Origin of the sequence: Cryobacterium sp. TmT2-59, assembly GCF_004403545.1 — a bacterium.
In the GTDB taxonomy this organism is placed as follows: domain Bacteria; phylum Actinomycetota; class Actinomycetes; order Actinomycetales; family Microbacteriaceae; genus Cryobacterium; species Cryobacterium shii.
Genome location: NZ_SOGM01000038.1, coordinates 1 through 26,655, shown reverse-complemented (window position 1 = coordinate 26,655; position 26,655 = coordinate 1). Strand labels below are relative to the sequence as shown.

The 26,655-nt window shown below is 67.6% G+C and carries 26 protein-coding genes, 1 tRNA gene and 1 pseudogene; 17 read left to right on the top strand and 11 right to left on the bottom strand.

Features of this window, described 5'->3' with window-relative positions:
- Window positions 1–201: 201 nt before the first annotated feature.
- Together E3T24_RS06375 and ugpC are read right to left on the bottom strand one after the other, a co-directional pair.
- The gene (locus tag E3T24_RS06375; protein ID WP_134365280.1) at window positions 202–1,530 is read right to left on the bottom strand and encodes a DUF4032 domain-containing protein; all 1,329 of its coding nucleotides are present in this window, start codon (window positions 1,528–1,530) and stop codon (window positions 202–204) included.
- Between the two features lie 80 nt (window positions 1,531–1,610).
- Window positions 1,611–2,708: a sn-glycerol-3-phosphate ABC transporter ATP-binding protein UgpC gene (gene ugpC / locus E3T24_RS06370; RefSeq protein WP_134365279.1), complete on the bottom strand. Its 1,098-nt coding sequence runs from the start codon at window positions 2,706–2,708 to the stop codon at window positions 1,611–1,613.
- 266 nt (window positions 2,709–2,974) lie between these two features.
- On the opposite strand from ugpC, the gene E3T24_RS06365 reads away from it, so the two are divergent.
- The gene (locus tag E3T24_RS06365; RefSeq protein WP_134365278.1) at window positions 2,975–3,889 is read left to right on the top strand and encodes a thioredoxin domain-containing protein; all 915 of its coding nucleotides are present in this window, start codon (window positions 2,975–2,977) and stop codon (window positions 3,887–3,889) included.
- Between the two features lie 101 nt (window positions 3,890–3,990).
- A tRNA-Thr gene (locus E3T24_RS06360) sits at window positions 3,991–4,066 on the top strand.
- Window positions 4,067–4,340: 274 nt separating this feature from the next.
- Here E3T24_RS06360 and E3T24_RS06355 read toward each other — a convergent pair.
- Both E3T24_RS06355 and msrB read right to left on the bottom strand, forming a co-directional pair.
- Entirely contained in the window at window positions 4,341–4,889 is a 549-nt protein-coding gene (locus E3T24_RS06355; RefSeq protein ID WP_134410468.1) for a nitroreductase family protein, read from the bottom strand.
- 3 nt (window positions 4,890–4,892) lie between these two features.
- Entirely contained in the window at window positions 4,893–5,294 is a 402-nt protein-coding gene (gene msrB, locus E3T24_RS06350; protein WP_134410470.1) for a peptide-methionine (R)-S-oxide reductase MsrB, read from the bottom strand.
- 184 nt (window positions 5,295–5,478) lie between these two features.
- Here msrB and E3T24_RS06345 point away from each other — a divergent pair, with 184 nt between their 5' ends.
- From E3T24_RS06345 to groL, 5 genes are all read left to right on the top strand, one after another.
- The gene (locus E3T24_RS06345) at window positions 5,479–5,793 is read left to right on the top strand and encodes a DUF3263 domain-containing protein (RefSeq protein WP_134365275.1); all 315 of its coding nucleotides are present in this window, start codon (window positions 5,479–5,481) and stop codon (window positions 5,791–5,793) included.
- A 68-nt stretch (window positions 5,794–5,861) separates the two neighbouring features.
- A complete protein-coding gene (locus E3T24_RS06340; protein ID WP_134365274.1) occupies window positions 5,862–6,440 on the top strand; it encodes a LytR C-terminal domain-containing protein in 579 nt (192 codons plus the stop codon).
- Window positions 6,441–6,720: 280 nt separating this feature from the next.
- Entirely contained in the window at window positions 6,721–6,924 is a 204-nt protein-coding gene (locus E3T24_RS06335; protein ID WP_134362230.1) for a cold-shock protein, read from the top strand.
- A gap of 169 nt (window positions 6,925–7,093) precedes the next feature.
- The gene (locus E3T24_RS06330) at window positions 7,094–8,077 is read left to right on the top strand and encodes a DUF3048 domain-containing protein (RefSeq protein ID WP_160141116.1); all 984 of its coding nucleotides are present in this window, start codon (window positions 7,094–7,096) and stop codon (window positions 8,075–8,077) included.
- A gap of 119 nt (window positions 8,078–8,196) precedes the next feature.
- The gene (groL, locus tag E3T24_RS06325) at window positions 8,197–9,816 is read left to right on the top strand and encodes a chaperonin GroEL (RefSeq protein WP_134365272.1); all 1,620 of its coding nucleotides are present in this window, start codon (window positions 8,197–8,199) and stop codon (window positions 9,814–9,816) included.
- Between the two features lie 115 nt (window positions 9,817–9,931).
- On the opposite strand, the gene E3T24_RS06320 is transcribed toward groL, so the two are convergent.
- The 3 genes from E3T24_RS06320 to E3T24_RS06310 all read right to left on the bottom strand — a co-directional run bounded on the left by E3T24_RS06320 (window position 9,932) and on the right by E3T24_RS06310 (window position 12,790).
- A complete protein-coding gene (locus tag E3T24_RS06320; protein WP_134365271.1) occupies window positions 9,932–10,222 on the bottom strand; it encodes a WXG100 family type VII secretion target in 291 nt (96 codons plus the stop codon).
- Between the two features lie 134 nt (window positions 10,223–10,356).
- Window positions 10,357–12,066: a HAMP domain-containing sensor histidine kinase gene (locus E3T24_RS06315; protein WP_134365270.1), complete on the bottom strand. Its 1,710-nt coding sequence runs from the start codon at window positions 12,064–12,066 to the stop codon at window positions 10,357–10,359.
- 31 nt (window positions 12,067–12,097) lie between these two features.
- Window positions 12,098–12,790, bottom strand: a complete 693-nt coding sequence (locus tag E3T24_RS06310; RefSeq protein WP_134365269.1) for a response regulator transcription factor — start codon at window positions 12,788–12,790, stop codon at window positions 12,098–12,100.
- A gap of 109 nt (window positions 12,791–12,899) precedes the next feature.
- Between E3T24_RS06310 and E3T24_RS06305 the strand changes: the two genes are divergently transcribed.
- From E3T24_RS06305 to E3T24_RS06295, 3 genes are all read left to right on the top strand, one after another.
- On the top strand, window positions 12,900–14,153 hold the full coding sequence (locus tag E3T24_RS06305) for an FAD-dependent oxidoreductase (RefSeq protein ID WP_134365268.1): 1,254 nt from the start codon (window positions 12,900–12,902) through the stop codon (window positions 14,151–14,153).
- A gap of 106 nt (window positions 14,154–14,259) precedes the next feature.
- Window positions 14,260–15,063 (top strand): dihydropteroate synthase, encoded by an 804-nt coding sequence (folP, locus tag E3T24_RS06300; RefSeq protein ID WP_241976272.1) that lies wholly within the window; start codon window positions 14,260–14,262, stop codon window positions 15,061–15,063.
- Between the two features lie 3 nt (window positions 15,064–15,066).
- Entirely contained in the window at window positions 15,067–15,798 is a 732-nt protein-coding gene (locus E3T24_RS06295; RefSeq protein WP_134365266.1) for a pyrimidine reductase family protein, read from the top strand.
- An 87-nt stretch (window positions 15,799–15,885) separates the two neighbouring features.
- Here E3T24_RS06295 and E3T24_RS06290 read toward each other — a convergent pair whose 3' ends face one another.
- The 3 genes from E3T24_RS06290 to E3T24_RS06280 are packed head-to-tail and all read right to left on the bottom strand — an operon-like array spanning window position 15,886 to window position 19,758.
- Window positions 15,886–17,541 carry a DNA repair helicase XPB gene (locus E3T24_RS06290; RefSeq protein ID WP_134365265.1) on the bottom strand — a complete coding sequence of 552 codons (1,656 nt, stop codon included), beginning with the start codon at window positions 17,539–17,541 and terminating at the stop codon, window positions 15,886–15,888.
- Between the two features lie 43 nt (window positions 17,542–17,584).
- The gene (locus E3T24_RS06285) at window positions 17,585–19,480 is read right to left on the bottom strand and encodes a helicase-associated domain-containing protein (protein ID WP_134403392.1); all 1,896 of its coding nucleotides are present in this window, start codon (window positions 19,478–19,480) and stop codon (window positions 17,585–17,587) included.
- A 2-nt stretch (window positions 19,481–19,482) separates the two neighbouring features.
- Window positions 19,483–19,758: a hypothetical protein gene (locus E3T24_RS06280; protein WP_134365263.1), complete on the bottom strand. Its 276-nt coding sequence runs from the start codon at window positions 19,756–19,758 to the stop codon at window positions 19,483–19,485.
- A gap of 92 nt (window positions 19,759–19,850) precedes the next feature.
- On the opposite strand from E3T24_RS06280, the gene E3T24_RS06275 reads away from it, so the two are divergent.
- Window positions 19,851–20,231 (top strand): cold shock domain-containing protein, encoded by a 381-nt coding sequence (locus tag E3T24_RS06275; protein ID WP_134403397.1) that lies wholly within the window; start codon window positions 19,851–19,853, stop codon window positions 20,229–20,231.
- A complete protein-coding gene (locus E3T24_RS06270) occupies window positions 20,224–20,811 on the top strand; it encodes a DUF3027 domain-containing protein (protein ID WP_134365262.1) in 588 nt (195 codons plus the stop codon). Before E3T24_RS06275 ends, E3T24_RS06270 begins: the two co-directional genes overlap by 8 nt.
- Before the next feature lie 142 nt (window positions 20,812–20,953).
- On the opposite strand, the gene serC is transcribed toward E3T24_RS06270, so the two are convergent.
- Window positions 20,954–22,072: a phosphoserine transaminase gene (gene serC, locus E3T24_RS06260; protein WP_134365260.1), complete on the bottom strand. Its 1,119-nt coding sequence runs from the start codon at window positions 22,070–22,072 to the stop codon at window positions 20,954–20,956.
- A 72-nt stretch (window positions 22,073–22,144) separates the two neighbouring features.
- Between serC and E3T24_RS06255 the strand changes: the two genes are divergently transcribed.
- The 5 genes and pseudogenes from E3T24_RS06255 to E3T24_RS06235 form a co-directional block, all read left to right on the top strand.
- On the top strand, window positions 22,145–22,852 hold the full coding sequence (locus tag E3T24_RS06255; protein WP_134365259.1) for a metal-dependent transcriptional regulator: 708 nt from the start codon (window positions 22,145–22,147) through the stop codon (window positions 22,850–22,852).
- Between the two features lie 425 nt (window positions 22,853–23,277).
- A complete protein-coding gene (locus E3T24_RS06250) occupies window positions 23,278–23,979 on the top strand; it encodes a C40 family peptidase (RefSeq protein ID WP_134365258.1) in 702 nt (233 codons plus the stop codon).
- A gap of 337 nt (window positions 23,980–24,316) precedes the next feature.
- Window positions 24,317–24,814 (top strand): HNH endonuclease, encoded by a 498-nt coding sequence (locus E3T24_RS06245; RefSeq protein WP_134365257.1) that lies wholly within the window; start codon window positions 24,317–24,319, stop codon window positions 24,812–24,814.
- A 453-nt stretch (window positions 24,815–25,267) separates the two neighbouring features.
- Window positions 25,268–25,975: a CHAP domain-containing protein gene (locus E3T24_RS06240; protein ID WP_160141117.1), complete on the top strand. Its 708-nt coding sequence runs from the start codon at window positions 25,268–25,270 to the stop codon at window positions 25,973–25,975.
- A 226-nt stretch (window positions 25,976–26,201) separates the two neighbouring features.
- Window positions 26,202–26,655 (top strand): annotated as a pseudogene (locus E3T24_RS06235) (hypothetical protein); the annotation flags it as partial.

Here is a 26,655-nt window from a genome sequence, read left to right as displayed (position 1 = left end):
AATCCGTCAACACCAAAATCCGACTCATCACCCGAATCGCCTTCGGCTTCAAATCACCCGACGCCCTCATCGCCCTCGCCATGCTCAGCCTCGGCGGCCACAAACCAGTACTCCCCGGCCGGGTTTAACCCACGGTTACGACAGGAGAGCCTATTCCGTCACGGAATAGGGGCTTTACTCACGGCTCGGCGACGATTGTGGCTAGACCTTGAGGCGCCAATCGGCGGCATCGTCGGCGGCGGTGTCATCCGCATCCGCGGCCGCGGCGGTCTCATCGTCGGTGACGTCGATCGGGATGGTGATCTCGCCGGTGGAGGGTTCGATCACGGTCGCCTCGTCACGGCGGTGGCGCAGCACATCCTTGACGTAGGACGTGACGGCCTCGGCCAGGGGGATGTCCCTGGACTGGTTCTGCGCCATGAACCAACGGTGGTCGAGCAGTTGGTGGAAGATCTCGGCCGGCTCCAGCTTGCCCTTGAGGTCGCGGGGAATGGCCCGGATGACCGGTTCGAACACGCGCACGAGCCACTCGTGGGCCAGCATCTCCTCATCGGCCTCCGGGTCGCCGTAGGAGACCCGGTAGGAGTCGAGGTCGTTGAGAAGGCGCCGGGCCTGGTTCTCCTCCGCGTCGAGCCCGGTCAGCCGCAACAGGCGCCGCTGGTGGTGGCCGGCGTCGACGACCTTCGGCTGGATGCGCACGGTCGTGCCCTGGTCGTCGGTCTTGATGGCGAGCTCCTCGATGTCGAACCCGAGGTCGTTGAGGCGCTCGACCCGTTCGGTGATGCGCCAGCGTTCGGAGCTGGAGAAGGATTCGGAACCGGTCAGCTCCTTCCAGAGCAGCCGATAGGCGGCGACGATGCCGTTGCTGACCCGGATGGGGTCGAGTTCGTCGGCTGCGCGCCCGCCGGCCTCGAGGTCCATAAGCTCACCGGCGATGTTGACGCGGGCGATCTCCAGGTCGTTTTCGCGCTGGCCGTTGGACAGGCCGCCCGGGTACAGCTGACCGGTCTCGGCGTCGACCAGGTACGCGGCGAACGCGCCGGCGTCCCGGCGGAACAACGTGTTCGACAGCGACACGTCGCCCCAGAACAGCCCGGCCATGTGCACGCGCACCAGCAGCAGCGCCAGCGCGTCCACCAGCCGGGTCGCCGTGTCGGGGCGGAGGGTCTGCGAGTAGAGGGCGCGGTACGGGAGGGAGAACTTGAGGTGCCGTGTGATGAGTACCGAGTTCAGGGGTTCGGCATCCTCATTCGTGCGATTCGTGATCACGGCCAGCGGCTCGACGCAGGGGATTTCGAGGCTTTGCAGGGTGCGCAGCATCTCGTACTCCCGCTTGGCCATTTCGCTGGTCGTCTCCTTGATCGCGACGACGCGGCCACTCAGATGCGCGAAGCGCACCAGGTGGCGGGAGATGCCCTTGGGGAGGGCGGCGATGTTCTCGTTCGGCCAGGCATCCAGCGGAAGGTCCCAGGGCAGGTCGAGCAGGGCAGGGTCGGCCGTGGCCGACGTGATATTGAGGGAACCGCTCATGGGTCGAGTTTACCGGTGGACGACAGAACGGCCGGACGGAGCTGACGCGCCGTCCGGCCGTTCAGATGTCGAACCGGGTGTTAGTTGGCGACTGCCCCGCCGAGGCGGAGGCCGTTTTCGGCGTCGAACACGTGCAGGTGGTGCGGCGTCGGGGTGAGGTAGACGGTGTCGCCGGCGGACGGGTGCGAGCGGCCGTCGACGCGAGCGACGATGTCGGTGCGCTTGCCCTCGACCGTCGAGTGGCCGTACAGGTAGCCGTCGGCGCCGAGCTCTTCAACCAGGTCGACGTCAACCTGAAGGCCTTCGCCGTGCGTGGTCGAGAGGTGGATGTCCTCCGGGCGGACGCCGATGGTGACCTTGTTGCCGGTTGAGCCGGCCAGGGTCTCCCGGGGGACCGGGATGGTGGCGGTGCCGAACTTGATGCCACCGTCGACGGCGTCGGCTAGGAACAGGTTCATGGCCGGGCTGCCGATGAAGCCGGCAACGAACACGTTGTTGGGCTTGGCGTACAGGTCGCGCGGGGTGCCGACCTGCTGCAGCACGCCATCCTTGAGCACGGCGATGCGGTCACCCATGGTGAGCGCCTCGGTCTGGTCGTGGGTCACGTAAACGGTGGTGACCCCCAGGCGGCGCTGGAGGGAGGCGATCTGGGTGCGGGTCTGCACGCGCAGCTTGGCGTCGAGGTTCGAGAGCGGCTCGTCCATCAGGAACACCTGGGGCTGACGCACGATGGCGCGGCCCATGGCGACGCGCTGACGCTGGCCGCCGGAGAGTGCCTTCGGCTTGCGGCTCAGGTACGGCTCGAGGTCGAGGAGCTTGGCGGCCTCCAGAACGCGGGCGGCGCGCTCGTCCTTGTTGACGCCGGCGATCTTGAGCGCGAAGCCCATGTTCTCGGCGACCGTCATGTGCGGGTACAGAGCGTAGTTCTGGAAGACCATGGCAATGTCACGGTCCTTCGGCGGGACATCCGTCACGTTGCGCTCACCGATGAAGATGTTGCCGTCGTTGACCTCTTCGAGGCCGGCCAGCATGCGCAGGGAGGTGGACTTACCGCAGCCGGAGGGGCCGACCAGAACGAGGAATTCGCCATCGGCGACCGAAAGGTCGAGGTGGTCGACTGCGGGGCGGGTGGAACCCGGGTAGAGACGGGTTGCCTTGTCGAACGTGACTGAAGCCATTATCTGTATTCTCCTTCACCGGCAGGTACGTGCCGGACGATCCGTAGTGATGGGATTTATGTGCCGACCGCCAAGATGATGGTATAAGCCGACTGTTTCAGTATGTCATGCCGTTTGAACCCGACGTCGAGAAGCGAATCTGCGCCACCGCTCACGCGCTCAGGCGCTCAGGCGCCGTCTGGGCGATTCCCAGACTGGGCACCTAGTCTTTGGGAGGCATTCGCAAATGAATTGCCTCTGCACTTACCTATTCGGAGCGAGCATTCATGACTATTGGCGGATCGGGCGATGGTCGTCCCTCTAAGAACCAGCGGCGTGACGCGGCCCGCAAGAAGGCCACGAAGATCCGGGTGGAGCAGAGGAAGAAGGATCGGCGCAATCGGGTCTTCGTGCGGGGCGGCATTGCCGTGGCCGGCATCGCCCTTCTCGCCATGATCGCCCTGGTCCTGGTCAACTCGATCCGCCCGGCTGGTCCCGGTCCGGCGAACATGGCCAGCGACGGCGTCCTCATCGCCGAGGGGATGACGGCCGTCAAGACGTCATCGCTGCAGCCCGACTCCAAGACGGTTCCTTCCAAGCCAGATGCGACCGGCACCGTCGCCGACATCCGCGTCTACGCCGACTACCTGTGCCCGTTCTGCAGCCAGTTCGAAAAGGCCAACAGTGACCAGATCGTCAAATGGGTCGATTCCGGCGCGGCCACCGTCGAGATCCACCCGGTGTCGATCCTGACCCACAAATCATCCGGGACCCAGTACTCCCTGCGAGCGGCCAACGCCGCCGCGTGCGTGGCGAACTACTCGCCCGATGACTTCTACGCCTTCAACGCCGCGCTGTTCGCGAAGCAGCCCAAGGAAGGCACCGCCGGTCTCGACGACGCCGCGATCAAGGCCCTGGTGAAGAAGGCGGGCGTGAACGATGAGCTTTCCGAGATCAACGCCTGCATCGATGACACGACCTACAAGTCCTGGGTGGTCGCGTCCACCGACCGCGCGCTGTCCGGCCCGTTGCCGAACACCGAGATCGAGGCCATCACCGGCACCCCGACCGTGCTCGTCAACGGCAAGCAGTACGTCGGCGCGCTCGACGATCCCAAGGAGTTCGCCGCTTTCGTGCTCCAGTCGGCCGGCGAAACCTACTCGACCTCCACTCCGACGCCCGAGCCGGTCCCGGCCGGCTGATCCGCAGCTGATCCGCTGCGGGCCCGCCCCGCCGAGCTGACATGGCCGCACAGGTCGGCTTCGTGATTTAGGATGGTGTGTCGAGGCGGCATCCGTCTCATGCCGGCCTGGCGCAATTGGTAGCGCACCACTCTTGTAAAGTGGGGGTTACGGGTTCAAGTCCCGTGGCCGGCCCCACTGTTCTGTCATCTGCTCCGTGCATCTGCTCCGTGCCGGAGCGTGACTCGGTGCACGGTCGCCAGCGAAAATCGGCGCACCTGGCAGCACCTGCCTTCTTCAGCACCTGCCTGCCCGAACGAATTCGACGGAGATTTTGCCCGAATCGTTCCCAAACAGGCTGAATTGGCGCTTTTACAGCAGAATCTCCGTCGAATTGGTTCGACGCCGGACCGGGCTCTCGGCCGGGGCGGCCAGCAGCGTGGACGGGACGGCCGACGGGGCTGTCCGAAGCTCAGAGCTCGGTGAGGTACTCGCCCGGATCGATGGCCGTGCGCACGCCCGGCCTCGAGTCGGCCGGCACGCCGCCGACGTAGAGCCAGCCCAGGACCTCTTCCGCGTCGGTGAGCCGGTGCACCCGGCGCACCAGCTCGGTGCGGGCCAGCGGCCCCGTGCGCCACATGACGCCCCAGCCGCTGTCGTCGAGCAGGAGGCTCAGGATGTGGCCGACTCCCGCGGCGGCGGCGTCCTGCTCCCAGACCGCAACCTTCTCGCTGTCGCGGCGGCTGACGATCAGGGCGATGAGCAGCTCGGCGCGCAGGGGCTTCGCGGCCAGCCTGGACGCCTCCTCGCCGGTGACACCGGATGCCGCCACGAACGCGTCGCCCAGCTGCCGCCGCCTCTCGCCGCGCACCTCGATCAGCCGCCAGGGGCGCAGCGCACCGTGATCGGCCACCCGGGCCGCGGCGGCGACCAGGGGCAGCAACTCCTCGTGGCTGGGCGCATCCGTCGTCACCTTCGAATGGGACCGGCGGCGACTGACCGCGTCGAGGAGTGCGGACAAGGCTTACTCGGCCGGCTTGAAGCTGAGCGAGACGGAGTTCATGCAGTAGCGGTCGCCGGTGGGCGTTCCGAACCCGTCGTCGAAGACGTGGCCCAGGTGAGAGCCGCAGTGCGCGCAGCGCACCTCGGTGCGCACGACGCCAAGCGAGCGGTCCTCGATCAGCTCGACCGCCTCCGGGCGGACGGACTCGTAGAAACTCGGCCAGCCGCAGCCGGAGTCGAATTTCGTGCCGCTCTTGAAGAGCTCCGCGTTGCAGGCGCCGCAGGTGTAGACGCCGGAGCGGGCCTCGTCGAGCAGTTCGCCGGTCCAGGCGCGCTCGGTGGCGGCCCCCCGCAGGACGGCGTACTGTTCCGGGCTCAGTTCCCCGCGCCACTCGGCGTCTGATTTCTCGACTTCGTAGTCCATGACCTGTCCCTTCGTTTTCGGCCCGAGGGGGCCGAAATCTGTACCTGTCAACCCTAAACTCGGCCGGCCGCGACCGTATTCCTCGAACGGGAACCCGCAGCGGTTTCCCATGGCGGGCGGCGGGCGATCCAGCGAGCATGCAGACCACTGCAAATAGGATGGCAGAAGACGACGGAGGTGGCACGTGGACGGCAGCACCGCTCCCCAGGCGACCGTGGCTCCGGTCCCCGCGCCTGAGCTGTCCGAACGGGAACTGGCGATCCTCGCTTTCGAGGGGCGATGGTGGTCGCAGGCCGGCGCCAAAGAGCAGGCCATCCGGTCCGAGTTCGATCTCTCGGCCGCCCGGTACTATCAACTGCTGGGTGTCCTGATCGATTCCCCTGCTGCACTGGCCCACGATCCGATGCTGGTGAAACGCCTGCAACGGATGCGCGAGGCCCGCGAGCAGGCACGGGCGCGTCGCACACTCCGCCCGACCGAACCGCCGCAGTACCCCTGAACCGCAGTACCCCTGAACCGCAGCACCGCAGTGAATCACCACCAGCAGAGGATCGAACCAGTACGACGATGCCGACTTCCTACCCGAAAGACCGATTCGACCACCTCCCGCATCACCTCGACCGGGTGGGCGCTCATCGTGCCCCGCAGAAGAAGGGACGCCACTGGGTGGCGTTCTGGTGGGCCCTCGGCGCGACCGCCCTCCTGATCGGGCTCGGGGTCGTCGGGCTGGCCCTCCTGAACAACAATCTCAACATCTCGCTGCCGGGCACGGCAACAGCCTCTGCCTCGGCCACCTCCTCTGCCGCGGCGGCCGCCCCGAGCGCCACCACGACCCCGACCCCCGCCGCGACCGTCGACCCGAGCCTGAGCGTGACGGTGTTGAACGGCACGCCCGGCGCCGGAGTCGCCAAGGCCGTCGGCGAGACCCTCACCACGGCGGGCTGGACCGTGGACACGCTCGGCAACGCCGACACCGAGGACGTCGCGACGACGACGGTGTACTACGCCGATGCGGGCCTGGAGGGCGCCGCCCGAGGAGTGGCCGAGTCGCTGCCCGGATCCCGGGTGCGGCCGTCCTCCGACTACGCGGACTCCGGGGCGGACCTCACCGTCGTGGTCGGCGCAGATTACGTACCCGCCGGATGACGAAAAACGAATTGCGGATAGCGTCCCCGCCGCCGGGAAACCGCAGGCGAGAGGCTCCTTTACCCGGCCCCCGCTTATACGTCCGGGCGCCCTACGTCAACCCCCTTTCGTTCCTGTACAGCTTCCGTAAATTGGCTAGTGGTCGCTCATTCTGTTGAATCAGGCGCTCTCGAGAGAGGCGAATTCCACTGGCCCCACAGGATGGACGCAGTCACATGCGCCAGGCCCGGTACGGCCAATGGGCGCGTGTCGATCAATCCAAAGCAACAGGGAGTTACACATGGCGAACGGAACCGTCAAATGGTTCAACGCTGAAAAAGGTTTCGGCTTCATCACGGTCGATGGAGGTGGCCAGGACGTCTTCGTCCACTACTCGGCCATCGACATGCACGGCTACAAGGTTCTCGAAGAGGGCCAGCACGTGATCTTCGAACTCGGCACCGGGGCGAAGGGCCCCCAGGCCGAATCGGTCCGCCCGGTCTGATTCAGCGCACAATTCAGGCGAACAATCGAGCCGGACCCTGAATACACCTCCCGTACACGCGCGGCGATGAAGCCGCAGTAGTGTGTGTGGCGTGACAGGCGACAGAACGGCTAAAGCAGGACGACGAAGCACGGCACAGAAATTCCGGTCCAGCCGGATGCTCGGTGCCGTGCTTCTTCCGTTCCTGCTCACGTTGACCTCATGTTCGGCCCTGGCGCCCGCGCCCGCTCAGAGTTCTGCGGGTGACGAGAGCCCGGATGCCACGGCGCTGGCTCCGTTGCGGGGCACCCCCGTGCCGGCGGGAAGCGCGCTCAGTCCCTCGCTGGCGGTCAAGATCGACAATCACGAGGCTGCCAGGCCGCAGGTCGGGCTCGAGCGCACCGACATCGTCTTCGAGGAACTCGTGGAGGGCGGCCTGACCCGGTACGTGGCCGTGTGGCAGTCCGGCATCCCCGAGTTGGTGGGACCGGTGCGCTCCATCCGTCCCATGGATCCCGACATCATTGCGCCCTTCGGCGGCATCGTGGCGTACTCCGGCGGCCAGCAGCAGTTCGTCGACCTGATGGAGGCCACCGACGTGGTCACCGTCTCCCAGGAGAGCGACGAGACCGGTGTGTTCTACCGGGAAGACTCACGCGATGCGCCGCACAACGTCATTCTGAAGGCGAAGGAGCTGGTCGACCGGAACGACACCGTGGCGGTCCCCGCACAGCAGTTCTCGTACACCCCAACGGTGGCGGGGTCATCCGCTGCCACCGACGGTGAGGCCGTCTCGGCCGTCGACTCCCGTTTCTCCGACCAGCGCTGGCCCGGCTGGACCTGGGACCAGGCGAGCCTGACCTACCTGCGTTCCCAGGAGGGGACGCCCGACCTGGACGGCTCCGGCGCACAGCTCCGCGCGACGAACGTCCTGATCCTGCGGGTCGACATCGACGAAACCTCCACGAACGTGCCCAAGACCACGATGGTCGGCTCCGGGGAGGCCTGGGTGTCGGCCGGCGGCAAGAGCCTGCATGCGACCTGGTCCAAGACCGACCGGGATGCGCCGATCCGGCTGGTGGACGACAACGGCCAGGCGGTGCGGCTCGCGGCCGGCAACACTTGGATCGAGTTGGTGCCGGGTGACCGAGGCTCGGTCGAGCTGCGCCAGTAGCACCCGGCGTTCACTTGCACTCTCGACCCCAGAGTGCCAGAATTGCACTTGGCACTCTCTCCTTTTGAGTGCCAACCCATCACCGTTTTGGTAACGTCCGGGAGGGACGAGAAACACATATGGCAAAGATCATTGCTTTCAACGAAGAGGCCCGTCGCGGCCTTGAGCGTGGCCTGAACATCCTCGCTGACACTGTCAAGGTCACCCTCGGCCCGCGCGGACGTAACGTGGTGCTGGAGAAGAAGTGGGGCGCACCCACGATCACCAACGACGGCGTGTCCATCGCCAAGGAAATCGAACTCGATGACCCGTACGAGAAGATCGGTGCCGAACTCGTCAAAGAGGTCGCCAAGAAGACCGATGACGTCGCGGGCGACGGAACCACCACCGCCACCGTCCTGGCTCAGGCGCTCGTTCGCGAAGGCCTGCGCAACGTCGCGGCCGGAGCAGACCCGATCAGCCTCAAGCGCGGCATCGAGAAGGCCACGGCTGCCGTGATCGCCGAACTCATCGCCAACGCGAAAGAGGTCGAGACCAAGGAAGAGATCGCGGCCACCGCTTCCATCTCCGCCGGAGACGCCGAAATCGGCGCCATCATCGCCGAAGCCATCGACAAGGTCGGCAAGGAGGGTGTCGTCACCGTCGAGGAGTCGAACACTCTCGGCACCGAGCTCGAGCTCACCGAGGGCATGCGCTTCGACAAGGGCTTCCTGTCCGCCTACTTCGTGACCGACCCCGACCGTCAGGAAGCGGTCTTCGAAGACCCCTACATCCTGATCGTCAACTCCAAGGTCTCGAACATCAAGGACCTCCTCCCGATCGTGGACAAGGTCATCCAGACCGGCAAGCAGCTCCTCATCATCGCCGAGGACGTCGACGGCGAGGCCCTGGCCACGCTCGTTGTGAACAAGATCCGCGGAATCTTCAAGTCGGTCGCCGTCAAGGCCCCCGGCTTCGGCGACCGTCGCAAGGCCCAACTGCAGGACATCGCCATCCTCACCGGTGGACAGGTCATCAGTGAAGAGGTCGGCCTCAAGCTCGAGAACGTTACGCTCGACCTGCTCGGCAACGCCCGCAAGATCGTCATCACCAAGGACGAGACCACCATCGTCGAAGGTGCCGGCGACCCCGAAGCGATCGCCGGACGCGTCCAGCAGATTCGCAGCGAGATCGAGAACACCGACAGCGACTACGACCGTGAGAAGCTCCAGGAGCGTCTCGCCAAGCTCGCCGGCGGCGTTGCCGTCATCAAGGCCGGCGCCGCGACGGAGGTTGAGCTCAAGGAGCGCAAGCACCGCATCGAGGACGCCGTCCGCAACGCGAAGGCTGCCGTCGAAGAGGGCATCGTCGCCGGTGGTGGCGTTGCACTGATCCAGGCCGGCAAGACCGCGTTCGAGAAGCTCGAACTGGTCGGCGACGAGGCAACCGGCGCGAACATCGTCAAGGTTGCCATCGACGCTCCACTCAAGCAGATCGCCCTCAACGCCGGCATGGAGCCGGGCGTTGTCGCCGACAAGGTGCGCAACCTGCCCATCGGTTGGGGCCTCAACGCCGCGACCGGTGAGTACGTTGACATGCTCGCTGCGGGAATCAATGACCCGGTGAAGGTCACCCGCTCCGCGCTGCTCAACGCAGCGTCGATCGCCGGCCTGTTCCTCACCACCGAGGCCGTCGTCGCCGACAAGCCGGAGAAGAACGCTGCTCCGGTCGGCGACCAGGGCGGCGGAATGGACTTCTAAGTCCACACCGCTTCACTGTTTCATCGCACGATCGCACGACTGCAACACCGTTCCACAGGGCAGGGCGTCTCCTCCGGGAGGCGCCCTGTTCTGCGTGCCCGGGGATGCGGCCCGGCTAGCGCAGGAACAGGCGGGTGTTGGCCTGCTCGATCTCGGCGTAGTGCTGGCCGGCCTGGTTCAGGGCCTGGCCCAGCGCCTCGGCGCTCTGAGCCACCTGCTGCTGGGTGGCACGCCATTCGGAGACGGCGGATTGGAACGCGGCGGCGGCCTGACCCGACCACGATCCTTCCAGGGCCGTGAGCTGGGAGATGAGCCCCGCGACCTCGGTCTGGATCCGGCCGATCGAGGCCCGGGCTACGGCGGTGGTGTGCAAAACGGCTTCGCTGTCGACCTGGTAACGGGTCATGATGGTCCTTTCGGCGGGGGGAGTGTGCCGAGCAGACTACGAGCCGACGACGCCGGTTGGGCCGGTATCCGCTCGTGGCGGGGAAACCGATCCGAGGCGGGCCTGGGGAGGGACGGCCCGGCCGGAGGCGTCGGCTACGGCGTGGTGGGGGCCAGGCGCTGCGGCGCGTTCGGCGAACCGGCCAGCGGGAACCAGACCCGGAACGTCGCCCCGCCGCCGGGGGTGTCCACGACCTGCACCGTGCCGTTGTGGCTGGCCACGATGGAGGCGACGATGGCCAGACCGAGGCCGCTGCCGCCGGTCTCCCGGGCGCGAGACGTGTCGGCGCGCCAGAAACGCTGGAAGATCTTGTCCCGGATCTGTGGCGGGATTCCCTCGCCGTGATCGATGACGGCGATGGATGCCCGCTGGTTGCGACGGTCGACCGCCACCTCGAGTTCCACCGGACTGTCGGCGGGGCTGAAGCGGAGCGCATTTCCCATCAGATTCGTGATGACCTGCCGGATCTTGTTCTCCTCGGCCATCACCACGGCCTGCACACTGACCGGGGCTGTTTCCGGAGCGGGCTCGGCCGGAGGGGTCGGGACATCCGTCTTGCGCGGTTTGCGCGTGCGCAGGCGGGCCAGGGTGGCGCCGGCGAACGAGACCGACCCCGCGGGCAGGGCGGTTTCCTCCGTTTTCGGGGCCGGCCCGGGGGTGGAAGGCACTTCGCCGGTGGAGTGCGCGAGGTCGATGGCCTGGCGGTCGGTCGTGTCGTCGAACTCGGCCGGGGCGGCACTGACGACGGTCACGGTGCGGCCGGGGGAGGAGGCCATGGCGTCCAGGGCGGCGTCACGGGCCAGCGGTATCAGGTCGACGGGGGCAAGCGCGAGCGGTTTGGTCTCATCCAGTCGGGCCAGTTCGAGCAGGTCCTCGACCAGGCCGCCCATTCGGATGGCCTCCTTCTCGATGCGTTCCATGGCCTGGGCGATCTCCTCAGGGGACTGCAGCGCCCCCATCCGATACAGCTCGGCGTAGCCGCGGACCGAAACTAGCGGGGTGCGCAATTCATGGCTGGCGTCGCCCACGAACCGGCGCATCTGGTCGATCGTGCGAGCACGGTCCTTGAACAGGCGGTCGATGCGGCTGAGCATGGTGTTCAGCGATCGGTTGAGCCGGCCGACCTCGGTGTTCGGGGTGGCGCCGCCGAGCCGCTGGCTGAAGTCCCCGTCGGCGATGGCCGCGGCCGTGCGTTCCACCTCGCGGAGGGGGGCGAAGGTGCTCGTGACCAGCAGACGGGTGAGCAGCGCGCCGACGAGCACGACGCCGAGTCCGAACCCCAGGAAAATGGTGAGGTAGGTGGCCATGGTGTTCTCGGTGGGCTTCAGGGACACGGCCATGACCAGTGTTCCCAACGTCCCCTGCGGGGAGATCACCAGGGGAACCGCGACCGCCAGGAACTGGGTGTCGCCCGCCCCGTCCTTCAGGGTCATGGTCTTGCCGTCGAGCTCGATCACGGTCTGCAGATCCAGCGGTATCGAAATCTGTGGAAGCTCACGGGCGGGGCGCTCGCGCCAGGTGTGGTTCTTGAGGTTGCCGTGTTCGTCGTAGAGCGCGACGAAATAGTCGGAGGAGACGACGGCCGTGGTGCCCTGGCCGAGCGCGGCGGCCGAGTAGCTGTTCGACGCGGTCTGAGCATCCGCCTGCAGCTGGGCATCCACCTGCTGGATGACGTACTGGCGCAGCATGGCCATGGTGCCGATGCCGGACACGAGCAGCCCCAGCGTCAGCATCAGAACCGTCACGCCGGTGATCTTCGACCGAAGGGAAACGCGGCTCCACCGCTCCATGAGTGACTGATGCATGAGGCCCTCAGTGTATGGGCGCAGCCTGTGACTACGCCTTGGCCGCCTTGAGCATGTAGCCGAAACCGCGCTTGGTCTGGATCAGGGGCTCGGTGGAGTGGGCGTCCACCTTGCGGCGGAGGTAGGAGATGTAGGACTCGACGATGCCGGCGTCGCCGTTGAAGTCGTACTCCCAGACGTGGTCCAGGATCTGAGCCTTGGACAGCACCCGGTTCGGATTCAGCATCAGGTAGCGCAGGAGCTTGAACTCGGTGGGGCTCAGCTCGATCGGCTCGTCACCGACCAGCACCTCGTGGGTGTCCTGGTCCATCGTGAGCTCGCCGGCCCGGATGACAGCATCTTCGTCGGCGTGCATGGTGCGCCGCAGGATCGCCTTGATCCGGGCCACGATCTCGTCGAGGCTGAACGGCTTCGTGACGTAATCGTCCCCGCCGACCGTCAACCCGGTGATCTTGTCTTCGGTGTCGTCCTTGGCGGTGAGGAAGAGGATCGGGGCCGTGTAGCCGGCCGAGCGCAGGCGCTTGGTCACGCCGAACCCGTTCATGTCCGGCAGCATGACGTCGAGGATGATGAGGTCGGGCTCCTCCTCGAGGACGGCGGAGATCGCCTGGGCGCCGTTGCCGACGGCTCGCACGGCGAAGCCGGCGAAGCGCAAGCTGGTGGTGAGGAGATCCCGGATGTTGGGCTCGTCGTCGACAATAAGGATGCGGGGGCCATCAGTCATGCTCCCAGTATCTGCGCGTTAGCTGGAAGCATGCTGTGAGCACCCGGTATGCCCTTGTGCTGGGTATATTGGGTGGTAAATCGCGCACCTTCGACGTTGGGAGATCGGTATGCGCACTCCGACTTTCGTAGTTGTCGGGGCCGGCCTCGCTGGCGCACGGGCGGCGGAGACCTTCCGATCGGAGGGGTTCACCGGCCGGATCGTGCTGGTCGCGGGCGAGAACGAGTACCCGTACATCAGACCGCCGTTGTCCAAGGGGTTCCTGACCGGCGCCGAGGAACGGCACGCGATCTACGTCCACCCGGCCGAGTGGTACAACGAGCGGGAGATCGAGGTCAAACGGGGGTGTCAGGCCCGGGCCATCGCCCTGGACACCCACGAGCTGGCGCTGCCGGACCGGGAGTCGCTGCGGTATGACAAGTTGCTGCTCGCCACGGGCGCCTCTGCCCGGCCCTTTCCCGGGGCGGGCGCTGATCTGGCCGGGGTGTTCCGGTTGCGAACGGCCCGGGACTCCGAGACGCTTCGCACCGAGCTGGCGCGGGGCGACCGCCACGTGGTGATCGTCGGGGCCGGCTGGATCGGGCTGGAAGTCGCCTCCGCCGCGCGCGGCTACGGGAACGCCGTGACGGTTCTCGGGCGCGAGACGGTGCCCCTGAACACCGCCATCGGCGACCAGGCGGGCGCCGTGTTCGCGCAATTGCACCGCGAGAACGGCGTGGAACTGCGGATGGAAACGCTGGTCGCGCGGCTGACCGGCGAGAACGGGGTGGTCACGGGAGTCGCGCTGGCCGGGGGCGAGGTGGTCCCCGCCGATGTGGTCGTGGTCGGGATCGGAGCCGTGCCGAACACGGAGCTGGCGGTGAGCGCGGGGCTGGCGGTGGACAACGGGATCGTCGTCGACGCGGCGTTCCGGTCGATCGACCCGGATGTCTACGCGGTCGGCGACGTCGCCAGCGTGTTCCACCCCGTGCTCCGGCAGCACCTCAGGGTTGAACACTGGGACAATGCGGAGCGCGCCGGCGCCGCTGCCGGCCGGTCCATGCTCGATCAGGCGGTCAGCTACGACCAGATTCCGTACTTCTATACCGACCAGTTCGACCTGGGGATGGAATACTCGGGATACGGCCCGCTGGCGCGGGACGCGGTGGTCGTGTTCCGCGGCGACCGGGCGGCCCGGAAGTTCATCGCCTTCTGGGTGGCCGAGGGCTTGGTCGTCGCCGGGATGAACGTGAACGTGTGGGACGTCAACGAGACCGTGCAACGATTCATCAGTTTGAGGGTGCGGGTCGACCCGGCCCGGCTTGCGGATGAAAGAGTTGCACTCGACGACCTGCTCGTCGGAGCATCGGAATGGAGGACCTGACGTGGACAACGCCAACACCCGACTGGCGCCGCTGCGTCCGGAGGTGATCCATCCTCGCCGACTGATCGGCGGCCGAGTGTTCGATTTCTCCCGCGAGGTGGTCGTGATGGCCATCGTCAACCGCACGCCCGACTCGTTCTACGACCGCGGCGCGACATTCGCGCTCGACCAGGCCGTGCAGGCCGCCCGGCAGGCGATCGACGATGGAGCCGACTGGGTGGACATCGGCGGGGTGAAATTCGCGCCGGGTCCAATGATCCCGGTTCAGGAGGAGATCGATCGGGTCGTCCCCGTGGTCGAGGCGCTGCGCGGCTTCGGGGTCGTCATCTCGGTCGACACTTTCCATCCCGCGGTGGCCCGCGCCGCATTGGCGGCCGGTGCGCACGTGATCAACGACACCACGGGCGTGCACGACCCGGCCATGGCCGATGTGGTCGCGGACAGCGACGCGACGCTCGTGATCACCCACAGCCTCGCCCCGCCGCGCACCCCCTGGCCGATGCCCACCTACGGCGACGTCGTCGAGGAGGTCGCGGCCTTCCTGCGCGAACGGGTCGAACTCGCTCTCAGCCGGGGCGTGCCCGCCGATCGGATCGTCGTCGACCCCGGTCACGACCTGAACAAGAACACCTACCACTCGCTCGAACTCACCCGGCGGCTCGGCGAAATCGCCGCGCTCGGGTATCCGACCCTGGTGGCGGTGTCGAACAAGGACTTCATCGGGGAGACGCTCGACCGGGAGCGGGGAGCGCGGGTGGAAGGTTCGCTCGCAGCCGCCGTCTACTGCATCCTGCAGGGTGCCCGGATCGTGCGGATGCACAACGTCACCGCGGCCGTCGATGCCGTGCGGATGACCGAGACGATCATGGGCTTCCGCGAACCCGCCTCCGTGCGCCACAACCTGGTCTGACCGATGCTGGCGCAGGGCGACCTCATCACGCGGTACGCGGTGGCCGATCGCACGGTTCCGAGGCTGCGGGTGAATTTCATCTCCAGCCTCGACGGGGCCGCCACGCACGACGGCCTGAGCGGTGGGCTGAACAATGACGACGACAAACTCGTCTTCGATACGCTGCGTCTGCTCTCCGACGTGATCGTCGTCGGAGCGGGCACGGTGCGGGGCGAGGGGTACGGCGGCATCCGTCTGGACCCCGCGGATGCCGCGTGGCGCACCGCGCGAGGGCTTCCGGCGCAGCTGCCGGTCGCGATCGTGTCGTCGCGGCTGGACATCGACCCCGGGCATGCCGTGTTCACCGAGGCGCTGGTGCGGCCACTCGTCGTGACGCACGCGGCATCCTCGGCCAAGCGTCGCCGGGACCTCGCGGAGGTCGCCGACATCCTGATCTGCGGCGAGGACGCCGTCGACCCGCGACGGATGGTCGACGCCCTCGCCGCCCGGGGCCTGAGCCAGGTGCTCTGCGAGGGCGGGCCGCACCTGTTCGGCGCCCTGATCGAGGCGGACTGCGTCGACGAGCTGTGCCTGACGATCAGCCCCGTGCTCGAGGCCGGCGGCGCGGGCCGGATCGCCCGGAGCGGCACGGCCGCCACCCGGCGGATGGCGTTGCTGCAGGTGCTCACCGCGGGCGATATGCTCTTCCTGCGCTATGGCCGCCGCGAGGAGTCCGAGGAGGCCGAGGAGACCTGACGACTCCGCCGAACCGTGAGTTGCGCCCCCATTCCGGCCGGGAAACGGGGCCGAACTCACGGCTCGGCGGCGAGGCGGAGGGACGGGTCAGGCGGTGACGGTCTGCGCGTCGAGGTTCTGCGAGTCGAGGATCGTGTAGCTGTAACCCTGCTCGGCCAGGAAGCGCTGGCGGTTCTGGGCGAAGTCCTGGTCGACCGTGTCGCGGGCGACCAGGGTGTAGAAGTTCGCGGAGAGGCCGGATTCCTTCGGGCGGAGCAGGCGTCCGAGGCGCTGCGCCTCTTCCTGGCGTGAGCCGAAGGAACCGGAGACCTGGATGGCCACGGTCGCCTCGGGCAGGTCGACCGAAAAGTTAGCGACCTTGGAGACCACGAGCAGGTTCTCCTCGCCGACCCGGAAGGCCTGGTACAGGCGCTCACGCTCGTCGACGGGGGTCGCGCCGGTGAGCTTGGGCGCGTTCAGGGCCTCGGCGAGCTCGTCGATCTGGTCCAGGTACTGGCCGATGACCAGGATGCGTTCGCCCGGGTGCTTGGCGACCAGCCGCTTGACCACGTCCAGCTTGGCCGGCGCGGTGGCGGCCATCCGGTACCGCTCGTCGTCGGCGGCCGCCGCATAGCTCAACCGTTCGGACTGGGGCAGGTCGATCCGCACCTCGTAGCAGGAGGCGGGGGAGATGAAGCCCTGGGCTTCGATTTCCTTCCACGGGGCGTCGAATCGCTTGGGCCCGATCAGGCTGAACACGTCGCCCTCGCGGCCGTCCTCACGAACGAGGGTGGCCGTCAGGCCGAGGCGGCGGCGCGCCTGCAGCTCGGCGGTGAGCTTGAACACCGGGGCGGGCAGAAGATGCACCTCGTCGTAGACCACGAGTCCCCAGTCCATCGCGTCGAGCAGCTCGAGGTGGGCGTACTCACCCTTCCGCTTGGCGGTGAGGATCTGGTAGGTCGCGATCGTGACGGGCTTGACCTCCTTGACCTGGCCGGAGTACTCGCCGATCTCGTCGGCCGTCAGGGTGGTGCGCTTGAGCAGCTCGTCGCGCCACTGCCTGGCCGAGACGGTGTTCGTGACGAGGATGAGCGTGTTGGTCTTCGCGGTGGCCATGGCCCCGGCTCCGACCAGGGTTTTCCCGGCGCCGCAGGGCAGCACGACGACGCCGGAGCCGCCGTCGAAGAAGCTGGCGACGGCCTTGTTCTGGTAGTCGCGCAGCGCCCAGCCGTTTTCGAGCAGGGCGATCGGATGCGGCGTGCCGGGCGTGTACCCGGCGAGGTCCTCGGCCGGCCAGCCCAGTTTGACCAGCTCCTGCTTGAGCTGCCCGCGGGCCCACGCCTCGACCAGGAACGAGTCGGGGGAGGGGCGCCCGATCAGCAGGGGCGCGATGCGCTTGGCGCCGGCCACCTCGGTGAGCACGGCTTCGTCGTTGCTCTGCAGGATGAGCCGGCCCTCGGCGTCGCGCTCGATCACGAGACGTCCGTACCGGCCGACGGTCTCCGTGATGTCCACGCTGACGGTCTGCGGGATGGCGAACTTGGAGTACTTCTCGAGCGTGGCCAGCATGTCGGAGGCGTCATGCCCGGCGGCCCGCGCATTCCACAGCCCGAGCCGGGTGATCCGGTAGGTGTGGATGTGCTCGGGAGCGCGCTCCAGCTCGGCGAATACGGCCAGATCATGGCGCGCATCCTCGGCGAAAGGGTGCGCCACTTCGAGCAAAACCGTGCGGTCACTTTGGACGATCAGAGGGCCATCAGACATAGCCGTCAATCCTACGCCCGCTCGGCCCCGCGGCTTGCACCCTTTACGGGGCCGGCGTGATGCTGATGATGCTGGACAGGGGAAGGGTGCGCTCGATGTCGGCGCGACGGTCCCGGGCGCGGAAGCGTCCGCCGCCCACGCTCGCCGGCTCCAGCAGGTAGTCGACCACGACGCCGCCGGGCATGGCGATGCTGACGACGACGGTCTGCTTCGACTTGATCGCGGCGTCGAGCTGCCGGGCGAGCCAGGCATCCGCAGCCTGGCCCTCACCGCCGTCGGCGGCCCGCAGCTTCTCGACCAGCGCGATCGTGGGATCCGTATTGGGGACCGGCACGATCCGGGCCAGCTGGTGACGGCGCAGGTGCACGATCTCGTGTGTGGCGTCTTCGGCGGCGACGGGATAACGCGCGTCGGTGAGCGCCCAGAAGACCACATCCGAGGCGAACCGGCTGGTCAACCGCGTCTCGGCGGCGGGGACGAGCCCCAGGGATGCCAGGGTCTGGTCGACCGCGATGGTGCCGAGCAGCGCGGTGTCGTCCGAGACCACATAGCTCAGGAACGGCGCCTCGTCCGGGCGGGCGGCCCCGACCCTGACCCGGCCGTACCGGGCGGCCGATTCACGGATCAGGTAGTCCACGGGTTGCGGGATGCCGGTCAGCGAGACGGCGCGCAGGAACTCCAGCAGCGATTCGGCGGTCTCCCCGGCCGCGAGGGCGCGGTTGACGGAGTTCGCGGTGATGCGGTAGCTGAGGGCAAGCTCCCGGCTTTCCACGTCGGCGAGGCCACGGAGCCGGGTGTCGATCGAGGGGGCGAGCGGCCCGGGGGACACGATCGACAAGTCGTGCTGCAGGTAGACGGCGCCGCCGGTGGCTGGCAGGGAAGCCGCCATCGTCAGGGTGGCCGCCTCCAGGTCTCCCGCGAGCACCTGGGCTCCGGCCGGGCTCGTGGTCTGGTTGGCCGTGATGCCGAGCAGTTCCGCGTCCTCGGCGAACTCGGTCACCCGGTCGTCCATCCACTGGCCGCCGGCCGGGTAGAGCCAGACCACGAAGCCGCGCAGGACGTCGCCCCAGGAGACGCCGGGGCGGTGGGCGAGGATGCCGCGCACATCCGCCGGCAGCGCGGCGTGCCAGGCGTCGGCGAGCACCGCCCAGCGGCGGGCGGTGCCCTCGAGCAGCCAGGCCTCGCCGGCCTCGGTCTCGTTCCAGTAGCCGTCGGAGTGCGCGATCAGTTCGGCCCGGGCCGCCGTGGCCACGAACGAGGGGACGGCCTCGAGCTCGACGCCCATCACCGCGGCGAGCCGCTTGGTGTCGGGCAAGCCGAGGCCGCCCCGGCTGAGTTCCCTGGCCGGTTCGCGGGCCAGCTCGGTGACGAGCTCGGCGACGGATGACACGGCGCCGAAGGCGCGCTCGGCGGCGAGGCGGTCGGTGAACCGGTCGGTGGTGGCGACGCCGGCCAGCGCGGCGGGCGCCGGGACGCCGGCCAGCTGCACGGCCGTCGGCAGCCCCAGCTCCGGCCAGGTGAGCAGCTGGTCGTGGACCGCGTCGTAGGGGCTGAACCGGTGACCGTCCAGGCGCGCGAGCATCAGCGCGTCGAGCTCGGCGGCGCGAGCCGCGACCTCCGTCACGGCGACGGGTGATCCGGACAGCGCCCCGAGCCGTTCGGCCAGCCGGGCCAGGGTCGGGGCGGTGCTCGGGGGTGCCGCGTCGGCATCCGTCGCCGCCGATTGGCCCTCGGTGGCCAGCTCGCCGGCCACCGCGAGCACGGAGAGCGTGGCCCGGTCGAGCCGGGTCAGCACGCGTTGGATCGCGTCCGGATCGAGCAGCGCCTCGGCGAGGTCGAAGAAGTCGCGGATGCCGACGGCTGAGACATTGCGGACGGCCAGAGTGCGGCGCAGCGTTGCGTCATCCAGTGCGCGAAGGCGTGAAGCGAGCGTGAGCATGGCTACTCCTTGTTCTGTCGTGCCTCGCGTGCGCGGCGCAGTCCGGTCATCACCATCAGGGCGATGATCAGGACGAACCCGATTGGCAAGCCGAAAAGCGGCAAGGCGAGTATCAACGGCCAGACCCCCTGGCCGAATCCGTTGTTCGCTCCAGCCCCGACTGCGGTGCCGATGATGACGGCAAGGAAAGCGAGGATGGACAGACCCACCACACCCGCAACCATGTAAGCAAGGATGCGTTCGAGCCGGCTGGCGGCTTGTGGAGTTTGATTGGTCACAGTCCCAAGGATACGGGCAGGGACCGGCGCAACCGAATATGCTGGGTGCGGTCGGCGCGCATCCCGCGCGCCCGGAATCCAGCGAGGTCCAGATGCCCACCGGCAAGGTCAAGTTCTACGACGAGGAGAAGGGTTTCGGCTTCATCACCTCTGATGAAGGCCACGAGGTCTTCCTCCACGCTTCTGCGCTGCCCGCCGGAGTAACGGTCAAGGCAGGAACCAAGCTCGAATTCGGGATCGCCGACGGCAAGCGCGGAGCGCAGGCCCTGTCGGTTCGGATCATCGAGGCCCCGCCGAGCCTGGCCAAGCTCAGCCGCAAGCCGGCTGACGACATGGCCATCATCATCGAAGACCTGGTGAAGCTGCTCGACGGCATCGGCGCCAGCCTGCGACGCGGCCGCTACCCGGACAGCGCGCACAGCCACAAGATCGCCGCCATGCTGCGCAAGGTCGCGGAGGAACTCGATGCCTGAGGCCGTCGCTGACGCTCGGCTCCTGGCCGCCGTCGACCAGGCCCGCGCCGCGCTCCTCGAGATCACCCCGGCCGATACCGTCGGCGAACCGCTCGGCCACATCGTCGAGGGCGAACACGTCCTGTCGCTGCTGTTCGACTGCAACCTGCCCGGCTACCCGGGCTGGCGCTGGACGGTCAGTCTCTCCCGTGTGGACGAGGACTCGGAGCCCAGCGTTCTCGAAGCCGAGCTCACGCCGGGCGACGACGCGCTGATCGCGCCGGAGTGGGTGCCGTGGTCTGACCGGCTCGCCGACTACCGCACGGCTCAGGAACTCGCCGCTGCCGTGGCCGCGGCCGAGACGCTCGACCTGGACGACGAGGACGAAGACGACCTCGACGAAGACGAAGACGAGTCCGACGAGGACGACCTCGACGATGAGGAAGACGACGAAGAAGACCGCGGCGAGGATGTCCTGGACGGGATCGACTTCGGTGAGGGCCTAGCGGCGCCGCACCTGAACCCAGACGAGTCCGGCGAGGCCGAGGCCGAGGCCGATGACGGCGCACCAGAGCCACCAGCCGAGCCCGGCCGCCACTAGCTCCGCACGGAACACGAACGCCAGGGCGACGGCGAGGAGCCAGCCTGCGGAGCCCGCAAGGAAAGCCTTGCGGGCATCCGTTCGGGCAGGCAGCGGATCGGGCCGTCGTTCACTGTCCTTCAGCCAGATCCGCATGCCGGGACTACTGACCCAGGTTCTGCACAACGAACTCGATCGACTTGACGAGCTGACGCACGTCGGAGGGCTCGATCGCGGTGAATGTGGCGACGCGCAACTGGTTGCGCCCGAGCTTGCGGTAGGGCTCGGTGTCGGAGATCCCGTTGGCGCGCAGCGTCTTGGCGATCGCTGCGGCGTCGATCGAGTCGTCGAAGTCGATCGTCGCGACGACCTGCGACCGGTGCGTCGGGTCGGTGACATACGGCGTCGCGTAGGAGACGCTCTCGGCCCAGTCGTAGAGAACGGATGACGACTCACGGGTGCGCGCGGAAGCCCACGCCAGTCCGCCGTTGCCGTTGATCCAGTCGAGCTGGTTCTCGATCAGCAGGAGGGTGGCCACGGCCGGCGTGTTCAGCGTCTGGTTCAGGCGCGAGTTGTCGATCGCGTTCTTCAGACTGAGGAACTCCGGGATGTACCGCCCGCTGGCGGCGATCCGTTCGACCCGCTCGATCGCTGCGGGGGAGAAGAGGGCCATCCACAGGCCGCCGTCTGCAGCGAGGTTCTTCTGGGGAGCGAAGTAGTAGGCATCCGCCTGGTCTGCTTCGTAGTCGATCCCGGCGGCGGCGCTGGTGGCGTCGATCACGGTCAGGGCGCCGGGGTCGGCGACCACGCGGGTCACCGGGGCCATCACGCCGGTCGAGGTTTCGTTCTGCGGCCAGGCGTAGACGTCCACGCCTTCGGTCGGTACGAACTCGCTCCGGGAGCCGGCCGGCGCCTTGATCACATCGGGGGCGGTAAGGAAGGGGGCGGCGGCTGCGGCGGCGAACTTGCCGCCGAACTCGCCGAAGACGAGGTTCTGGCTGCGCTCGGAAATAAGGGAGAAAGCAGCGGCATCCCAGAACGCGGTGGACCCGCCGTTGCCGAGAATAACTTCATAACCGTCCGGAGCGCGCAGCAGCTCCGAGAGGCCGGAACGCACGCGCCCGACGAGGTTTTTAACGGGAGCCTGACGGTGAGAGGTGCCGATGACACCCGCGCCGACCTTTGCTAGATAATCGAGTTGCTCCTGGCGGACTTTGGACGGGCCACAGCCAAATCGCCCATCAACGGGCAGAAGTTCGGAGGGAATTTTCAGTGTCGACATGGCCACGATTCTATCCGTCGTCGACCGGACGATAAGGTTGGCCATTGACGGAGGCTGACAGGAAGGCTCGGTATGGCAGATCTCATCGACACCACCGAAATGTACCTCCGCACGATCCTCGATCTCGAGGAGGAGGACATCGTTCCTCTTCGTGCCCGCATCTCCGAACGCCTCGGTCAATCCGGTCCCACCGTGTCCCAGACCGTGGCCCGGATGGAGCGCGACGGCCTCGTCGTGGTGTCCGGCGACCGGCACCTCGAGCTCACCGTCGACGGGCGGCGCAAGGCCGTGCACGTGATGCGCAAGCACCGTCTCGCCGAGCGACTCCTGAGCGACGTGATCGGTCTCGAATGGGAGTTCGTTCACGACGAAGCCTGTCGCTGGGAACACGTGATGAGCGAGCAGGTCGAGCGCAAGATCCTTGAAATCCTCGGTCACCCCACCGAATCCCCGTACGGCAACCCGATTCCCGGACTCGATGAGCTGGGCGATTCCCCGGCCGTCGCGTTCATGGCCGGCGTGACGAACCTGGTCGACGTGGTCTCGCGTTCCTCCGAACCGGTGACCGCCGTGGTGCGCCGGCTCGGCGAGCCCGTGCAGGTCGATCCGGTACTCCTGGCGCAACTGAAGAACTCCGGGATCATGCCCGGCGCGTTGGGGGTCTTCTCCGCCGTCGGATCGTACGTTCTCGTCACGGTCGACGGCTTCGGCGACGGCCTGGAACTGCCGAACGAGGTCGCGAGCCACATCTTCGTGACCACTCCGGTGGCCGGCGCGTAGCCCATCACTGCCGCTTTCCGGCTCGATTCCGCCGCGCTGGATGCTGCGAATCCGCCTGATTCTGTTACCAATTTGTTAGAAATATCGCGGATTGAGTGACAAACGGATGAACGTCACGTAGCTTGGAGGCGTCCCACAGGCCAACTTCCGGTCGACGGGCCCGGATCAAGACGCCTTTCTCTCCCATCTCTTGCCTCGGTACTCACACGCGCCCAGCGCATTGGATGGGGCAACTACCTAGTGTTGTCGAGGCGCCGGAGGTAAACACTTTGGCTGCATTAGGTAATAAATCATTGCGTCGAGCCCGAAACTCGACGTCCGGCACCATCGACAGGGTCCACTCGGAGCTCGGCCTCTACCAGCCTCCCGCTCCCCGTCCAAAATCGCGTTCCCGCCGCCGGGGCGCGGTGGCGAACATCATCTTCATGACCTTGGCCAGCGGTTTGGTCGCGACCATGGCCCTCCCCGCCTACGCGTTCGCGCCGGCATCGGAGGGCGACCAGTTCGGGGCGAGTGCCGCGACCGAGCTGACGAAGTCCGGCGCCCAATCCGTGGAAGTCACGGACCAGGCCAACACGATCACCGTGGCTCGCGACGGTTTCTCGGCCACCAGCACCGAGGAGCTGGCGGCTTCGAAGGCGGCCACGAAGGCCGTCGCGGATGCCGCTGCGGCCGCCGCAGCGGCAGAGGCTAGCCGTCAGGCAGCCGCCGCGGCCATGACGACCTACGCGGCCTCTTATACCGGGCCCTCGACCGCCGACTATCTTGCGGCCCCGGCGCACCCGAGCTTCGATCTCGCATCCGTCTACGGCGTCGCCTCGCAGTACCAGGGCGTTCCCTATGTCTTCGGCGGGGCGACACCGGCCGGTTTCGACTGCTCCGGGTTCGTCATGTACGTCTACGCGCAGTTCGGCGTGTCCCTGCCGCACTCCTCCACCGGGCAGGGCGCCGTCGGAACTCGGATCTCCCTGGCCGAGGCCCAGCCGGGAGACTTGGTTATCATGGACGGCCACGACGGGTTCTACGCCGGCAACGGCAACATCCTGCACGCGCCCTATGAGGGCGCGTCGGTGCGCGTGCAGCCGATCTGGACCAGCTCGTACTACATCGTGCGGCTCGGCATCTGAGCGCAGGTGAACGTTCCGTAACACCTCGCACATTCGGCGCAGCACCCTATCGGGCTGTGCCGAATGTGAGTTAACCTGATGCTCTGATGTTCTGCGAGTTGTCGGGAGAGCCAATGCGTGAGCGGCGCACGATTCACACCATGGATCTGCGCTGCCGCTTCGCGCCGCGGCAGATCAGTCACACAACACTGAGTTGCGCGTGTCCCGGACACGCCGCTGCCTGCGGGGCGCCGTCCGAGTGACGACGCCCCTTTTGTGTATCTGCTCGCTCCCTTCTCGCTGACAGAAGACAGTTCGAATGGCTGGAAGCCGTCCAGCCCTTTTCGAAAGGGAACGCATGCGAACACTGGTCCTCAACGCGGGGTACGAGCCCCTTGCCGTGGTGTCATTCAAAAGGGCGCTCGTGCTGGTGATGAATCAGAAGGCCACGATCGTGCAGGCCGAGGAGGGGCATCCGGTCTGCGCGGCCTCCGGCACCTGGGAGCGGCCCAGCGTCATCCTGCTCACCCGTTACGTCCGCATCCCGCGGTCCAGGGCCGTGCCGGTCAGTCGCCGCGGCGTGCTGCGCCGGGATGACCACCGCTGCGGTTACTGCGGGAAGACGGCCAGCACGATCGATCATGTGCAGCCCCGCTCGCGCGGAGGCCGTGACAGCTGGGACAACCTGGTGGCCTGCTGCCTGCGCTGCAACAACCTCAAAAGCGACCGCACCCCGGGCGAGATGGGCTGGAAACTCCTGTTCGCCCCGCGGATGCCGCTGGGCACGACCTGGGTGGTGCGCGGCGCGGAGCGGCCGTTGCCGCAGTGGGACGAGTACCTCGCGCCTGCAGCGTGACGGCCGAACGATCGCCGATTGCCGAAGCTTGAATCTCGAATGTAACGGTGATGTAACGCCGCAGGGTGACTTCTCGGCCCCGTTCCCCTAGTGTGGTGGAGTGCCGACCTCGACTTCGGCCCTGTAGAGGATCATCTTTTGCCCCATCCCGGCGTACCCGGCAGTCCTGGTCCTTCAGCGAACCCCGTTCCCGTGCTCTCACGCCGGGAATTCCGCGCACGGCGCGAGGCTGCGGCGGCCGAGGCAGACGCGGCCGTTGCCGTTGGTGGCGCTCCTGTTCCCATCCCTGTCCCGGCCACGGATCCTCTGTTGTCGGTGTCGTCTCCCGGGGCGGATGTGGCCGCGATCGTGTCCCAGCCCCGTCTTCGTCAGCCGAAATCCCCGCCTCCCGCCGCGAAGGCACCCACCCGGCCAGCGCGCGCGTCGCACCGCCGCAGCCCGCTGAGGATCGCCGTGACGCTGCTGGCGATCCCCGGACTGTTCCTCACCGCGGGACTGCCCGCGTACGCCTTCTCTCCCGGAACAGGCGAGGGCAGCAGCATCGCCTCCGCTCATGCGCGGGCAACCCAGGACGCCCAGGGCGTCACCGTGGACGCTAGTGCGGTCGCGGTCACGGTCGCCCGGGACAGCTTCACCGCCACCTCGACGGAAGAACTCGCCGATCGGGCGGCCGAAGCCCTGTCCGCCCAGAAGGCCGCGGATGCGGCCAAGTCGGTTGCGGCCAACTTCGCGGTGTACGGCGTGCGGACGGAAGGCGACGACTACCCCTGGTTCGACCAGGCACCCGACACCCAGGGTGGCGGACTGTCACCCCTCGGCTATTACTACCGCGAATGCGTGGACTTCGTGGCCTGGCGTCTCAACCGGGATGCCGGCGCGACCAGCGCGCCGTGGGCCTGGACCTGGGGCTCCCTGACGCCCGGCGGCGGTGACGCGAGCAGCTGGTCCAGCGCCTGGTCGAACCATGGCTGGGCCACCGGCAAGACCCCCGTCGTCGGTGCGGTCGCCTGGTTCACGTACAACCACGTCGCCTATGTGCAGTCGATCAACGCCAACGGTTCCGTCGTGCTCGAGGAGTACAACTGGATGGGCAGCCACGCCTACCACACGCGCACGGTGTCGGCCAGCGAGGTCCCGAAGTTTCTCTACCCGCCCGCCTAGGGCTCTCCTCGCGCCACCTCTTCTCGGCTCGGCCTTTCGCCGCCGAGCCGTGAGTTGCGCCCCTTTTTCGCGCCCGGAGAGGGGCGTAAGTCACGGCTCGGCGAGGTTTTGGGTCCGGTTTTGCGGCGCCTCGCTGGCCGGGGAATCCCACGAGTAACACCCGCCTCATTCGTAACTATCTGCGAAATACTTTGGNACCACGTACGCTTTTTGCTAAAATCGGGGCATGGCAGGAGCATCTGCACCGCAGTCACCAGCCGCCCCGGCAGAGGCGGCAGATTCACCTGTGCAGCTGATCCGGCGGGCGGGGTTGGCTGTGGCCGCCGCACTCGACTCGATCACGTTATCGCTGATGGCCGACACCGATGCCCTCGCGGTCCTTGGCGCGGTGGAGCAGCTCGGCCGCCGGGTCGACGCGGCCAGGGTGGCTACGGCGACGGATGTCGCGGACCGCTCCCGCAGCATCCTCGGCCACGACTCCCTGGCCTGGAAGCAGGGGGCCAGCAACGGCGTCGACCTGATCACGCGCCTCACCCGGGTCTCCGCCCGGGAGGCCAACCGGCGTGTGCGCCTCGGCGGGAACGTCTCGGATCGCCGGGCCGGCACCAGCATGCTGCCCCCGTACTACCCGACCGTCGCCGCGGGACTCACCGCGGGCGACCTGGGTGTCGACGCGGCCG

Coding starts and splice junctions, on each gene's coding strand:
- E3T24_RS06375 (WP_134365280.1), bottom strand. CDS start 1,530: ATGAGCGGTTCCCTCAATATCACGTCGGCCACGGCCGACCCTGCCCTG.
- ugpC (WP_134365279.1), bottom strand. CDS start 2,708: ATGGCTTCAGTCACGTTCGACAAGGCAACCCGTCTCTACCCGGGTTCC.
- E3T24_RS06365 (WP_134365278.1), top strand. CDS start 2,975: ATGACTATTGGCGGATCGGGCGATGGTCGTCCCTCTAAGAACCAGCGG.
- msrB (WP_134410470.1), bottom strand. CDS start 5,294: ATGGACTACGAAGTCGAGAAATCAGACGCCGAGTGGCGCGGGGAACTG.
- E3T24_RS06340 (WP_134365274.1), top strand. CDS start 5,862: ATGCCGACTTCCTACCCGAAAGACCGATTCGACCACCTCCCGCATCAC.
- E3T24_RS06335 (WP_134362230.1), top strand. CDS start 6,721: ATGGCGAACGGAACCGTCAAATGGTTCAACGCTGAAAAAGGTTTCGGC.
- groL (WP_134365272.1), top strand. CDS start 8,197: ATGGCAAAGATCATTGCTTTCAACGAAGAGGCCCGTCGCGGCCTTGAG.
- E3T24_RS06320 (WP_134365271.1), bottom strand. CDS start 10,222: ATGACCCGTTACCAGGTCGACAGCGAAGCCGTTTTGCACACCACCGCC.
- E3T24_RS06315 (WP_134365270.1), bottom strand. CDS start 12,066: ATGCATCAGTCACTCATGGAGCGGTGGAGCCGCGTTTCCCTTCGGTCG.
- E3T24_RS06310 (WP_134365269.1), bottom strand. CDS start 12,790: ATGACTGATGGCCCCCGCATCCTTATTGTCGACGACGAGCCCAACATC.
- E3T24_RS06305 (WP_134365268.1), top strand. CDS start 12,900: ATGCGCACTCCGACTTTCGTAGTTGTCGGGGCCGGCCTCGCTGGCGCA.
- folP (WP_241976272.1), top strand. CDS start 14,260: ATGGCCATCGTCAACCGCACGCCCGACTCGTTCTACGACCGCGGCGCG.
- E3T24_RS06295 (WP_134365266.1), top strand. CDS start 15,067: ATGCTGGCGCAGGGCGACCTCATCACGCGGTACGCGGTGGCCGATCGC.
- E3T24_RS06290 (WP_134365265.1), bottom strand. CDS start 17,541: ATGTCTGATGGCCCTCTGATCGTCCAAAGTGACCGCACGGTTTTGCTC.
- E3T24_RS06285 (WP_134403392.1), bottom strand. CDS start 19,480: ATGCTCACGCTCGCTTCACGCCTTCGCGCACTGGATGACGCAACGCTG.
- E3T24_RS06275 (WP_134403397.1), top strand. CDS start 19,851: ATGCCCACCGGCAAGGTCAAGTTCTACGACGAGGAGAAGGGTTTCGGC.
- E3T24_RS06270 (WP_134365262.1), top strand. CDS start 20,224: ATGCCTGAGGCCGTCGCTGACGCTCGGCTCCTGGCCGCCGTCGACCAG.
- serC (WP_134365260.1), bottom strand. CDS start 22,072: ATGTCGACACTGAAAATTCCCTCCGAACTTCTGCCCGTTGATGGGCGA.
- E3T24_RS06255 (WP_134365259.1), top strand. CDS start 22,145: ATGGCAGATCTCATCGACACCACCGAAATGTACCTCCGCACGATCCTC.
- E3T24_RS06250 (WP_134365258.1), top strand. CDS start 23,278: ATGACCTTGGCCAGCGGTTTGGTCGCGACCATGGCCCTCCCCGCCTAC.
- E3T24_RS06245 (WP_134365257.1), top strand. CDS start 24,317: ATGCGAACACTGGTCCTCAACGCGGGGTACGAGCCCCTTGCCGTGGTG.